Below are 13,070 nucleotides of genomic sequence, written 5' to 3' on the forward strand. Positions count from 1 at the left end.
CCCAAGGCACCGCCCATGTCCATCGCCCTCCCCCCTGCAACCGCCTCCGCCGGCATGATCCGGGCCGCCGTCCGGGCTTCGGACCATGCGGAAGACCCGCTGGCCTCCCTGCGGCTGCCGGGCCTGCGCGACGATCTGGCGCTGCTGCCTGCACCGGCGGGACAGGACGGAGCGCCGGGCTGGACCATCCACGACCCGGTGCGCAACCGCTATTTCCGCATCGGGCCGGAAGCCTTCGCGCTGATCGCGCACTGGCACCACGCCAACCCGCGCGCCATCGCCGCGGCGGTGGCCGAGGACAGCCTGTTCGAGCCGACGGATGAAGACGTCATCGGCTTCTACCAGTTCCTGGCGGCCAACAACCTGACCGTCACCGTCGATACGGCCTATCTGACGCGGCAGGCGGCGGCGCGGGAAACCGGCTGGTTCTGGTGGCTGATCCACAACTACCTGTTCTTCCGCATCCCCCTGGTGCGGCCCGACCGCTTCCTGTCGGCGACGGCGGGATGGATGGCTCCGTTCTACAGCCGGGCCTGGCTGGTCCTGGTGCTGCTGACCGCCGCCGTGGCCGGACTGCTGGTGGCGCGCCAGTGGGACGCCTTCCTGCACACCTTCCAGCATTTCTTCTCGCCCGAAGGGCTGGCGCTCTACGGCGTCACGCTGCTGGGCACCAAGATCTGCCACGAGCTGGGCCATGCCTACACCGCCAAGCGCTTCGGCTGCCGGGTGCCGACCATGGGGGTGGCCTTCCTGGTGATGTGGCCGGTGCTCTACACCGACACCACCGACGCCTGGCGGCTGGTCTCGCGCCGGCAGCGGCTGGCGGTGGGGGCCGCCGGCATGCTGACCGAGCTGACGATCGCCGTCTTCGCCACGCTGGCCTGGAGCTTCCTGCCCGACGGGCCGCTGCGCAGCGCCGCCTATTTCCTGGCGACGGTCAGCTGGATCACCACGCTGGCGATCAACCTCAGCCCCTTCATGCGCTTCGACGGCTATTACCTGCTGTCCGACGCGCTGGACGTGCCCAACCTGCAGGAGCGCGGCTTCGCCATGGCGCGCTGGAAGCTGCGGGAATGGCTGTTCGGGCTCGGCATGGCCCCGCCGGAGGAGATGCCGGCGTCGCGCCGCCGCATCCTGCTGGTCTATTCCTATGCCACCTGGGTCTACCGGCTGGTGCTGTTCCTCGGCATCGCGCTGCTGGTCTACCATGTCGCCGTCAAGGTCCTGGGCATCCTGCTGTTCGCCATCGAGATCGGCTGGTTCATCGCCCGCCCCTTCCTGGCCGAGGCCAAGGCCTGGTGGAGCTTGCGCGACCGTTTCCGGCCGAATCTGCGCGTCGGGTTGACGCTGGCCGGGCTGGCGGCCGCGTTGGGGCTGACTCTGCTGCCGGTGACCGCCACCGTGTCGGTGCCGGTGGTCTGGCGGGCGTCCGGCTTCGCCACCGTCTACGCCCCCTTCCCCGCCCTGCTGGAGGAGACGCTGGTCACCCGCGGCCAGAATGTGGTCGAGGGCGAGCCGCTGTTCCGCCTGACCGCCCCCGACCTGGACGGCAAGCTGCGTCAGGCGGAGCTGCGCATCGACTGGATGCAGGAACAGATCGCCCGCCTGGGCGCCAGCCGCGAGCAGCTCGACCGGGTGCGGGCGATGGAGGAGGATCTGGCCGCCGCCATCGCCGAACGGCAGGGGCTTCTCGACAGCCGGGAGCGGCTGGTGGTGCGCGCACCCCTGTCGGGTACCGTGCGGGACATGGAGGATGCGCTGATCCCCGGACGCTGGATCGGACCCAAGCTGCCGCTGGTCATGGTGGTGGCGCCGGGCGCCGGCGAACTGGTCGGCTATGTCGGAGAGGGCGATTTCGACCGTCTGCGGCCGGGGGCCTCCGCACGCTTCCACCCCGACGACCCGCTGGCCCCGCGCCGTGAGGCGCGGGTGCGTGCGGTCGACCCGGTCAGCGTGACGGTACTCGACGTACCGGCGCTCGCCTCGGTCAATGGCGGGCCGGTGGCGGTGGAAGGACAGGCGGCGCCTCCCCAGAATGGCCAGCCGCAAGGCGGGGCCGGCCGCAGCGCGCTCGCCCCGGTGGAGGCGGTCTACCGCATCGCCCTGGATGTCGGGCCTCCCGCTCCCGGCAACGTCCCCAGCAACGCCCGCAACGACGCCCAGGACGGGCCGGAGCGCGTCACCCGCGGCATCGTCCGCGTGGAGGGCGAGGCCCGCAGCATCGCCGAACGTTTCTGGCGCGTGGCCGCATCGGTGCTGATCCGCGAGACGGGATTCTGACGTCCGCTACCCCATGCCGATTGCCAGCATCCCGTCACTCGCATTGGCGAGCCCGGTCGATGCCGGCCGGACATAGCCGATCGGGTTGGGGCGCGGCTCGTTGCGGCCATGCAGGATGAAATGGATCAGCCCCTGTTGCTGGTCGGTGCCGAAGGTGCGCTGGAGGTCGGCGTTTCCCATCAGGTATGCCAGGGCGTTGAATCTGGTTGACCGGCCTTCCGATTGGCCGATCGACCGGTAATGGTCAGCGGCAGCCGCGGTGTCGGTGCCGAAGCGCGCTGCCAGATCCGGATTGGCGGCAAGATAGCTCAGCGGGTCGAAGCCGATGTCCCGCCGCGGGATCCCGGCGGAGAGGACGGCGTAGAGCGTCACCCGCTGGTCGTTGAGACCGAAGACGCCGAGCAGCTCCGGGTTCGCCATCAGATAATCGTGGGTGCTGAAGACGGTCGCCCGGTTCTCGATCCGGCCGAATCGGATGTAATGCTCCTCCGCCTGTGTCGCGTCGTTGCCGAAGGCTGCGGCAAGATCCCTGTTCGCCGCCAGATAGGAGAGAGCGTCGAAACTGGAGCTCCGCCCTTCCCGCTGGCCGTAGAACAAGTAATGGTGGGCTGCCTGGGCGGTGTCGGTGCCGAAGACGGCGGCCAGATCCGGGTTGGCGGCGAGGTAGCCCAGGCTGTCGAAGCCGATGCTGCGGTTCTCGCCGCGGCCGTCGGTCAGGTAATGGCGGGTCGCCGCAACCGGGTCGAAACCGAAGACGGCGGCCAGATCCGGGTTCGACACCAGATAGCCGTAGCCGTCGAAGCGGATGCTGCGCCCTTCGCTGCGGCCGTTGGTCAGGTAGTGGCGGGTCGCCGCGACGGTGTCGGTCCCGAAGGCCGCCGCGAGGTCGCCGTTCGCCGCGAGGTAGGACAGCGGATCGAAGCCACCGGCCGTCCGCCCTTCCCGACGCCCGAAGGCCAGGTAATGCCGGGCCGCGGCGGTGCGGTCGTAGCCATGGGCGGCGGCCACGTCGGGGTTGGCGACCAGATAGGACAGCGGGTCGAAGGACGCGGTCGCCCGCCCCTCGGCGCGGCCGGAACCCAGGTAATGCGCGCGCGCAGCGGCCTCGTCCGTACCGAAAACCGCGGCGAGGTCGGGATTGGAGGCGAGATAGACCAGCGGGTCGAAGCTGGCCAGCGTGTCGCTCAGCGGGTTCACCCGCAACGACACCGTCTGGCCGCCGACGGCGCCCTGGCTGTCGGTGACAGTGTAGGCGAAGGCACCGGCCGGCCCCGACGCGCCCAACGCCGCCCGATAGGTCAGGCCGGGCAGGTCGGCCGCGGCGATGGTCGTGCCGGTGGAGACCGCGGTGCCGTTCGCCAGCCGGACGGTGCCGGCAATCGGCAGCCGGACCAGCGCGACGGTCATGGTATCGCCCTCGTCGGGGTCTTGCGGCGGATCGATGCCGAGCGGGATGACCGGCCCGCCTTCCTGTGCGATCAGCGTCTTGTCGCCCTGCAGGACCGGTGCCCGGTTGGCCGGCCGCGAGGCGATGGTGAAGCCGATCCAGCGGCTCCACGCCACGCCGTTGTAGGCGCGCACCGACAGCTCGTCGATGCTGGTCAGGGTGGAGGCGGCGAACGTTGCCCCGGCGAAGCCGGCGGCGGTCAGGGACAGTACGGCCCCATCGGCCTGCACAACGCCGCCGGACACCAGACGTCCGGCCCCGGCGGTGTTGTCGACCAGTTCATACTGGGTGACAACACCGCCGGCGGGATCGGCCGCCGTGACCAGGCTGGCGAGGTTTACCGCCGACCCGATGGAAACGCGGCCGGGACGGGCGCTGACCGTCGGCGGCATCAGGCTGATCCGGATGTCGGCGAACAGGGCGTATTCGACGTCGGTCAGGCTGTCGGTGCCGTCGCTGCCACTGTGGGCGATGGTGGCATTGTCACCGCTGATGGTGACGCCGTAGGACGACCGGCTGCCGGAGAAGACCGCGGTGTCGATGCCGCCGCCGCCGGCCAGGGTGTCGTTGCCGCCGCCGCCGGTCAGCGTGTCGTTGCCGGCCCCGCCGGTCAGGACGTTGGCGGCATCGTTGCCGATCAGGATGTCACTGCCGGCCCCGCCGCCGGCATTCTCGATGGTGACGCCGTCGGCGATCGCGACGTTGTCGACCGCCGCCCCGCCCGACCCGTTGGGACCGATCGAGCTGAAGGATCCGGGCGTCAGGTTGATCGACACCGTGCCGGTCTGGGCGCTCGCATCGATGCTGTCGCTGCCGCCGGCGTCCCAGATGGCTTGGGCAACCGCGTTGGTCGTGCTGGCGAAGACGTAGCGGTCGTCGCCGGTGCGGGTCTGGCTGTTGGCGCCGTACAGGTACTGCGCCGCCGCGATGTCGTACAGCGCCGGTCCGGTCGCCAGGCCGTTCAGGCCCAGGCTGGGATGCCGGTTGTAGGACATGATCGTGTAGCGGTAACTGTCCTCGGCCGTGGACAGGTAGGGCCCCTCGCTGCCGCCGCCGGTGGCGTTGTAGTTGCCGGGATGCTTCAGCCCGATGGCGTGGCCGATCTCGTGCAGGATGGTAAGGTAGCCGTAGCTGCCGACGGTCGGGCTGGTGTTGGTCGAGGTGTTGTTGGCGAGATAGACGTCGCCGCCGCCGCCGTAGAGCGATCCGGTCGGGTAGTAGGCGTAGGCGGCGCTGGAGCTTTGCCGGTTGGTGCCGAAGCGGATCGAGCCGCCCTGCCCACCGTTGGCACTGTCGGAGGTTTCGACGAACGAGATGTTGGCGACCTGGCTCCAGGCGGCGAGCGCCTGACGCACCGCATCGCGCTGCGTCGAGGACAGCACCGCGAAGCCGCTGGCATCCCCCAGGGAGGCATAGGATGGCGCCTGCTCCATGAAGCTGTAGCTGACGGACGCCCCGCTGCCGACGCCGCCGCTGCCCCAACGCGGAGTCCCCGACGGCAGCAGGGCGGCCACGGTGCCGGACAGCGCGCCGGGCGGGGCCGCTTGCGCGTCGAGGCCACCGGCAAGCGGCGCGGCGCTCCAGCCGGCGGCGCTGCACAGCAGGCAGGAGCAGGCGAGCACAGTGTCGGCCGGGGCCGGGACGGGGATGGCCAGGGAATCGAGGCTTGCGGTCGTCATGGTCGGGAGTGTCGCGACGCGGAATGCGGCCTCCGCAGCTTACAATCTTTCACTCCCCAATCGAAAGGGGAGGCCGGCCCGGACGTCTTTTCTCACAGGCGGATCGTGGGTCAATTCCCCTTCGCCGCGATCAGCTCCTCGAACACCGCTTCGATGCGGTCGACCGAACGGGAGACGGTGAAGTTGCGGGCGCGGTCGCGGCCCGACAGCGCCAGGCGGATCCAGGCGGCACGGTCCTCGACCAGACCGCGCAGACGGGCGGCGAGCGCCTCATGGTCCTCGGCCGGGAACAGCAGCCCGTCGACGCCGTCGCGCAGGATGTCGCGGCTGCCGCCGGTGCCGCTGCTGATCACCGCCAGGCCGGCGGCCATCGCCTCGACATGGGTGATGCCGAAGGGTTCCTGGAAGACGCTGGGGAAGACCAGCACGTTGGACCGCGCGAACAGGTCGGACAGGCCGCGGCGGTCGAGGAAGCCGGTGAAACGCACCTTGTCCGCCATGCCCTGGCGCCCGATGAAGTTGCGGCAGCGGGCCAGCAGATCGGCATCCGGCGCCTCGCCGGCGATGCTGCAATCGAAGTCGATGCCCTGGCGGTGCAGGATGCCCAGCGCGTTGATCAGCGTCTGCGGTCCCTTGTACAGCGTGATCAGGCTGGCGAAGGCGATGCGCAGCCGGTCGGTCGCCGGCATCACCGCGCGGTGGAAATAATCGACGCGGGCGCCGGGGTGGATCACGGTGGCGGGCAGGTCGTAGCCGTCCGCGGCCAGCCGCTCCGCCACCCAGCCGCTCGCCGGACCGACGCGGTACAGCGGCGAGCGCGGGGCCGCCTCCCGGCCGTAGCCGGGGGTCTGGTTGCCCAGGCAGTGCAGCACCGGCACGCCCATCCGCCGGGTCAGCGGATCGAGGAACCCGATCCCGACGAAATCGAGGTTGCCGACCAGACAGGCCTCGGCATGGACGGTCTCCGCCGTCTCCAGCACGCGGTGGATGTTGGCGTGGACCAGGGCTGCGCAGCGCTCCGGATCGTCGCTGGCGACGCCGCGCCCGTCCTTCCAGCTGCCGTAGAGCGCCAGCGAGCGGTCCACCCGCCCCTCGATGTCCTCGGTGCCGGCCATGCCCGGCCGCGCCAGCTCGGGCATGTCGGCGGTCAGCACCCGGACCTCGTGGCCGCGGCGGATCAGCTCGGCCGAGAATTCCCACAGCTTGCGGCCGTAGCCGCCGAACTCCTGCGGCGGGAACAGGTTGGTGACCACCAGGATGCGGCGCCGGCGCCCGGTCGAAGGGACGGCGGCCTGCCGGAACAGCGACCGGTAGCGCTCCAGCCCCGGATGGCCGGCGGCCGCAGCGGCGAGCGCGTCCCCGTCGAGATCCGATGCTCCCCCGGGCGCGGCGCGGCTGGCCTCGTTGGCATAGATGGCGGCCTCGACCGTGCGGCCGGCCGCCGCGCACAGGCGGGCGAGACCGGCGAGCGCGTCCACCCGCTGGCGGTCGAGCCCCACGCAACGCTGAAGGAAACGCTCCGCCAGCCCGGCATCGCCCAGCGCCCCGGCCAGCCGCGCGCCCGCCATCGCCTGATCGGCGGTGCGGACCAGCGGCTCCAGCGCCACGACGCGGGCGCGCTTCAGCTCCGCCGCCGGATCCGGCGCGGCGAGCGACCGCTCGGCATAACGGAACGGGTCGGCGCACTGGAACAGGGCACCGCCGGGTTCGGTCGGGACGAAGCCCCAGCCGGCCAGATGGGCGGATGCTGCGGCGTGGTCGCGCGCCGACGCGGTCGGGCAGAGCACGGAGGCGCCGGGCAGCGCCGCCATCCGGCGGTCGACCTCCATGGACGCGAGCCCGTGCCAGGGCAGCAGCAGCACCGCCTCCACCCGCACCGTGTCGGCGGGCGGCGGCAGCGGCAGGGCGACCGGGCTGGCCATGGCCTCCAGCCCCTCCTCGGCCGGCCCCCCGGCCACCGCCACGCGCGGCAGGTCGCGGAGCAGGGCACGCAGGTTCAGGCTGTCCCCGGCATCGGTGTGGACGGTCAGCCGCTCCGCCTTCAGGTGCAGGCGCTGCACCGCCTCGTAGGCCTCGATGCGGCGGCGCAGGCCGGCTCCGTGCGCCGGCAGCGGCGGCAGGCCGCGCCGTTCGCCGCGCACCTCCAGCGCCGGGTCGACGCGGTCGTCGAACACCGCATCGAAGAACTGGGCACGCTTGACCTCCGGGCTGTGGAATTCCAGCAGGTGGGCCTGCCCGGCGCGGCGGATCGCCATCGCCTCGGCCGGGTGGGCGAGGTAATGGCGGACCAGCTCCACCAGTTCCCCCGCCGAGCGGTGGGTGACGAGATGGGAGCCGGGGGTGAAGCAGCGCTCCAGCCCGGCTTCGGGCGACAGCGCGTCGGTGATCAGGAAGCCGCCGGCACCCAGCGCCTCGAAGACCCGCAGGTTGAGGTCGCCGTTGAGCGAGACGTTCAGCGTGACGGCGGAGGCGGCGTAGACGTCGGCCGCCTGCTCCGGCGAGGCCCGCAGCCCCCGCAACGGCAGCCCGGCCTTGACCAGTTGGTCCAGCACATGGCGGCGCCAGGGATGGAAGGCGCCGATCTGGCCGACGAAGGTCAGCGGATGGGTGGCGGTGGCCGGGATGTCACGGCGGCGCAGCGCGTAGTCGACGGCCGGGATCCAGTAGACCCGCTCGAACCCCGCTTCCAGGAAGAGGTGGGCGTGCTGGCGGGTGTGGTCCAGCATCACGGCGTCGAACCGTTCCATCGCGCCGTAGGCCAGCAGCGTGCGCAGCGGGCTGGCGAAATGGTGGGTGTCGCCGACCAGGAGCACCTTGGCCCCCGGCAGCCGGTCGAGCCCGCGGGCGAGGTTGCGCCGGGTGGCGTCGGCCTTGACGACGATCAGCTCGGGCCGCTGGTGGGCCGGCAGCCGGGCGACGACGGCGGGCAGGTCGAACTCGCCGGCCGGGGTGGCCAGCGAGGAAAAACCGTCGCCGGTCTCGACCGTCGGACAGTCGGGGCCGCAGAACACCTCCCGCTCGGAGAACAGCGGCCGGCGGTAATAGTCGGGCGGCGCCAGGCAGCAAAACAGCGTGCGCGGACTGGGCAGCGGGGACGGCATGCGGACGGACTCCGGGGAGACGGGTGCCCTTATTGGCACTCCTGCCCGGCGAAAGGCCAGCCCTTCGTGGTAGCGTCTCTCCTGACGGTTCCCTCCAGTCTTTCCTCCGGCCTCAGAGCGCATCCATCTCCGTCAGCAGGGCGATCAGGCGCTGCGCCGCCTGGGGCCAGCTGAAATGGTCCAGCAGATGGCGTTGCGCCGACCGGCGGGTGCCGTCCGGGTCGTCGATCACCGCGCGCAGCAGCCGGGCGGCGGCGTCCTCGTCGGGCGTCCACCAGTCCTGGCCGCGGTAGCCGCCGGAGGCCGGGGTGACGCGACAGGGGATCATGTGTGCCACCCGGTCGTCCAGATAGGCACAGTAGGCGCTGTGGTCGGGTGCCAGCAGGGTCAGCCCCATGGCGCCGGCCTGGGCCATCGGCAAATCCCAGCCCTCGCCGTGCGACATGCTCCAGTAATGGGTGGAGGAGGCGTGGAGCGACATCATCTCCGCATCCGACAGCTTGCCTTCCACCAGGAAGACCGGCGCCGCCTGGGCGAGGGTCCGGCCGGTTTCCGCCGACGCCCCGGCCAGCATCTCGCGGATGCTGCCGGCGATGCCGCCGCCCTTGCCGACCTTCAGCATCAGGCCCGCCGAATCCTCCGGCCGCGTCGTGCGCAGCCAGACCCGCAGCAGCCCTGCCAGATTCTTGCGGCTGTTGAGGTCGGAGACGTTGAGCACGCGCACCCGGTGGTCGGACAGCCGGCGCCCCGCGCTGTCGACGATGGCCGCGGGCGCCACGCCGGAGGCCGCCACCGTCTCCACCCCTTCGGGGCAGACATGGATGCGGTCAGCCGGATGGCCGGCACCCAGCCACGCCGTGCGCGAGGATTCGGTCGCCACGATGACCTGATCGTGACGCCGGCTGTGCCCCGCCCACAGGGCCGGGATGCCCGCCGCCTCGAACATGGTGAAGTTGATCGTCTTCAGCCCCGGGATGGCCTCCACCGCGGGCGGGGTGGTGATGGTCAGCACCGCCCTGGCCCGCACCGGCTGGTCGAGCGTGCGCAGCAACGGGTCGATCTGGTCGTCGGGCAGGTTGTCGGTATCGCCATAGTTCAGGTCGACCAGCCGGACCCGGACCCCGGCCTCCACCAGATGCCGGACGAGCCGGCGAACCTTGTAGGCGTAACCGCTGCTGTCGCGGAACACGCCGCGCACCACCAGCCCCGGCGGCAGCGACGGGTCGGCGGCATCGTCGCGCAAGGCCCGCGCGGTGACGCAGCGTTCCAACGCGTAGTGCAGCCGGGAACTCATGCCGTCGACGGCCACGGTGCGGCGGAACCACCGCTCGGCCTCGTCGATCCGCCCGCAGGCCAGGGCGTCGCTGCCCAGCCGCGACAGCGTCATGCCGCAGTCCGGGTCCAGCTCCAGCTTGCGGCGGAAATGCGCAGCCGCCTCGTCCAGCCGCCCCTGGTCGATCAAGGCATTGGCCAGGTTGAACAGGGCAGCGGGCAGCGTGGGGAACAGCACCAGAGCGCGCGCCATCAGGGTCACCCCGTCCTGCAGCCGGTCGCGGCGAATCAGCAGCCCCAGGAGATGCAAGGCATCCGACTGGTCCGGCGCGATCGCCAGGACGCTGCGGTAGAGCGCGGCCGCCTGCCCGGGTTCGCCGGCCTGATGGAGGCCGACGGCGCGCGTCAGGATGTCATGGATCGATGTCATGGAACGCCGCAGCCCCGATGCTGGAAATCGCTGAAAGGGGATGGGAAGATCAGTCAATTTCCCGGACCTTGCAACAAGGCAGCTTGACCCTCCGGGCGGTGGCGGTACAAGTCAGGACCCTATCCGGGGCTTCCCCACCCGACCCGGACCGCCGCCGCCATCCCACCGGAACCGTCATGTCCATCGAGATCGAAATCTTCCCAGGACAGCGGGTTTCCGTGTCCGAAGCCCTGCGGCAGGCGCTCAATTACTGCAATTCGGGCTGGCTCGACATCTCCACGCATATTTGTACCCGCATCCTGGAGGCCGAGCCGGGCGATGCCCAGGCCCTGCTGATCCTGGGCATCGCCACCTACAAGGACCGCGATCCGGCCCGCGCGGTGACGGTGCTGTCGGAAGCGCTCCGCCGCGACCCCACCTCGGCCGACACCATGCACCATCTGGGAACGGCGCTCCTGCTGTGCGGCCGGTTCGACCGGGCGGAGATCGCCTTCTCCTGCGCGATGCAGACGCGGGGCGATTATCCGGAGGCGATGGCCGGCCTGGCCGAGGCGCGCAAGGCCAAGGGCGATGTCGACGGCGCCGACGCGCTGCTGGAACGGTCGGTGCGGCTGAAGGGCAATTATTCGCCTTCCTACATCTCCTATTCGCTGAGGCGTTTCGAGCGCTCCCTGCCAACCTCTTCCCTGCTGGATGGCGCGCGCTTCTACGGGCGGCGGGAGGCCCGGCGCGACCGCCCCCGGCTCAGCATGGCCTCGCTCGGCACCTACGGGCGCTTCGCCCAGACGGTGAACGAGTATGTCGCCGCCCGCCTCTATGCCGAAAAATATGGGATGGAGTTCCTGACCCCCGACTGGGTCGGCCACGCCTTCTTCGCCATCGACGACCCCAAACTGGGGACGGAGGTGCTGCCCGAGTTCAAGGGCTGGCTGCAGCAGCGCAAGGATTTCGCCCGCGGGTTCGACGAGCGGGTGGCCGACCCGTTCCGTGACCGCGACGTCTTCCTGGGCGGTTCGCCGGTCAACCCGATGCTGCAGGCCCGCCGGGCCGACATCCTGTCCTGGCTGACCCCGCGGGCTTGCTGGAGCCGCTTCCTGGAACCGCCGGTCGAGGCGTTGCGTCGCCGCGGCCGCACGCTGGTCGCCGTGCATATCCGCCAGACCGACTGGTGGAACCAGGACTACACGCCGCTGTCGCTCTATCTGGACTGGCTGGACGGCATCTGGCCGACGCTGGAGAGCCCGGTGCTGTTCGTCTCCACCGACGAGCCGGGGGTGATAGCGGAGTTCGCCCGCTTCAACCCGGCGACCCCGGCCGACTTCCCGGTCCGCTGGGAGGGGCTGGAGTATCTGCAGGACTTCCACATCCTGACCCGGGCCGACCTGCTGGCGATCAGCACCGGCTCCTTCGCCGCCACTGCCGCCGCGCTGAACCCTTCCCCGCGCGCGCTACTGCGCCCGGCGGCCGGCAACACCGCGCTGGAAACCTTCGAGGCGTGGCGGTAGGCCCGGAAAACCGGCGGAGAGGCACTTTTCAATCCGCCGCCTTGTCCGGCGGTTTGACGGGGGTGCGCATCGGGTTCCTGGGGTCGAGCAGGCCGAGACGCTGCAGGGTCTGGGCAAAGCCTTCGGTCAGCATGGTGATGCGGTCGCTGATCTCGGCAATCTCGCGGGCGGAAATCACCGGGGCGTTGGCCGAGACGCGGCCGTGGGCGCGGTAGTTCAGGCGGATGGCGACGTCGTCGGTCTCGCCCTGGATCCAGGAGCCGTGCAGGATCTTGTTGCGCTCCCGCCCCAGTTCCAGCGCCTCGTCGCACTGGGCGACCAGCGCCTTCGCCTCGTCTGGGGGCAGGCGCAGGGTGGCAAGGGTCTTCAGGGCGTCGAACCGGGCCTTGATCTGCATGTTGGAGGCGATGGGGAGGAAATCGGTATGCTCGGTGCCCAGCAGCCGCGAGATGCACAGAGACACCATGTCCTCCAGCTGGGCCCAGGACACCGCGATCATGCCGATCGCGCAGTACATCTTCACGCTGAGGGGGCCCAGTCGGACCGTACGCGGTGTCATGGCCAGCCCTGCCTTGCCAAACCCCGGAACTCGGAGAACGCACCGAAAATAGGGCTTCGGCAAGGTGCGGGAAAGCGTTCATTGCGCGGCTCGGAGTTGACAGACCCCCGCGTTCCATAGGATGCACTGCGCGCCACACGGTCCTTCGCGCGCCCGGTCCTCCTCCGGCACGTCCCCGTCGTCCAAGCACAAGGTGCTCCGTCCATGGACTCCCAGCCTTCCGCCGTTCCCTCGCTGCGCGGCTATCTCGACAACGCCATCGATGTCCTGCGGCGCACCATCGACACGCTGGAGCCCGCCCAGGTCGAGGCGGCGGTCGCGGCGATCACCGCGGCGCTGGGCGCCAACAAGGCGCTGCTGGTCTGCGGCAACGGCGGCTCGGCGTCGGACGCCCAGCACATCACCGGCGAACTGGTCGGCCGCTTCCTGAAGGAGCGGCGGGGGCTGAAGGCGATCTGCCTCAGCTCCAACCCGGCGGTGCTGACCGCCTGGAGCAACGACTACTCCTACGACACCGTCTTCTCGCGCCAGACCGAGGCCTATGGCGAACCGGGCGGCGTGATCCTGGGCATCTCGACCAGCGGCAACTCGCGCAACGTGATCGCCGCCTTCGAGGTTGCCCGCGGGCTGGGCATGACCACCATCGCCATGACCGGCGAGGGCGGCGGCAAGATGGCGGCGGTAAGCGACATCCTGCTCGACGTACCGTCGCGCTCCACCCCGCTGATCCAACAGGTCCACATCTGCCTGTATCATTACCTGTGCGAACAGGTCGAAGCCCGGCTGGCCTGAGTCCC

The 13,070-nt window shown here is 70.6% G+C and carries 7 protein-coding genes; 3 read left to right on the forward strand and 4 right to left on the reverse strand.

Annotated features, from left to right (window positions below):
- Positions 1 to 15 precede the first annotated feature (15 nt).
- Positions 16 to 2,280, forward strand: coding sequence for a site-2 protease family protein (locus ABMY26_RS35835; RefSeq protein WP_372400706.1), 2,265 nt, complete (start codon positions 16 to 18; stop codon positions 2,278 to 2,280).
- A 6-nt stretch (positions 2,281 to 2,286) separates the two neighbouring features.
- Here the strand turns inward: ABMY26_RS35835 and ABMY26_RS35840 are convergent, their stop codons facing one another.
- From ABMY26_RS35840 to ABMY26_RS35850, 3 genes are all read right to left on the reverse strand, one after another.
- Positions 2,287 to 5,406, reverse strand: a complete 3,120-nt coding sequence (locus ABMY26_RS35840) for a M10 family metallopeptidase C-terminal domain-containing protein (protein WP_372400707.1) — start codon at positions 5,404 to 5,406, stop codon at positions 2,287 to 2,289.
- Positions 5,407 to 5,516: 110 nt separating this feature from the next.
- Entirely contained in the window at positions 5,517 to 8,507 is a 2,991-nt protein-coding gene (locus ABMY26_RS35845) for a glycosyltransferase (protein WP_372400708.1), read from the reverse strand.
- 112 nt (positions 8,508 to 8,619) lie between these two features.
- Positions 8,620 to 10,209, reverse strand: coding sequence for a tetratricopeptide repeat protein (locus ABMY26_RS35850; RefSeq protein WP_372400709.1), 1,590 nt, complete (start codon positions 10,207 to 10,209; stop codon positions 8,620 to 8,622).
- 176 nt (positions 10,210 to 10,385) lie between these two features.
- Between ABMY26_RS35850 and ABMY26_RS35855 the strand changes: the two genes are divergently transcribed.
- Positions 10,386 to 11,714 carry a hypothetical protein gene (locus ABMY26_RS35855; RefSeq protein WP_372400710.1) on the forward strand — a complete coding sequence of 443 codons (1,329 nt, stop codon included), beginning with the start codon at positions 10,386 to 10,388 and terminating at the stop codon, positions 11,712 to 11,714.
- Positions 11,715 to 11,742: 28 nt separating this feature from the next.
- On the opposite strand, the gene ABMY26_RS35860 is transcribed toward ABMY26_RS35855, so the two are convergent.
- The gene (locus ABMY26_RS35860; RefSeq protein WP_372400711.1) at positions 11,743 to 12,273 is read right to left on the reverse strand and encodes a hypothetical protein; all 531 of its coding nucleotides are present in this window, start codon (positions 12,271 to 12,273) and stop codon (positions 11,743 to 11,745) included.
- 204 nt (positions 12,274 to 12,477) lie between these two features.
- Here ABMY26_RS35860 and ABMY26_RS35865 point away from each other — a divergent pair, with 204 nt between their 5' ends.
- The gene (locus ABMY26_RS35865; protein ID WP_372400712.1) at positions 12,478 to 13,065 is read left to right on the forward strand and encodes an SIS domain-containing protein; all 588 of its coding nucleotides are present in this window, start codon (positions 12,478 to 12,480) and stop codon (positions 13,063 to 13,065) included.
- Positions 13,066 to 13,070 lie beyond the last annotated feature (5 nt).

The sequence above is a fragment of the Azospirillum sp. HJ39 genome (genome assembly GCF_041507355.1).
GTDB lineage: Bacteria > Pseudomonadota > Alphaproteobacteria > Azospirillales > Azospirillaceae > Azospirillum > Azospirillum thiophilum.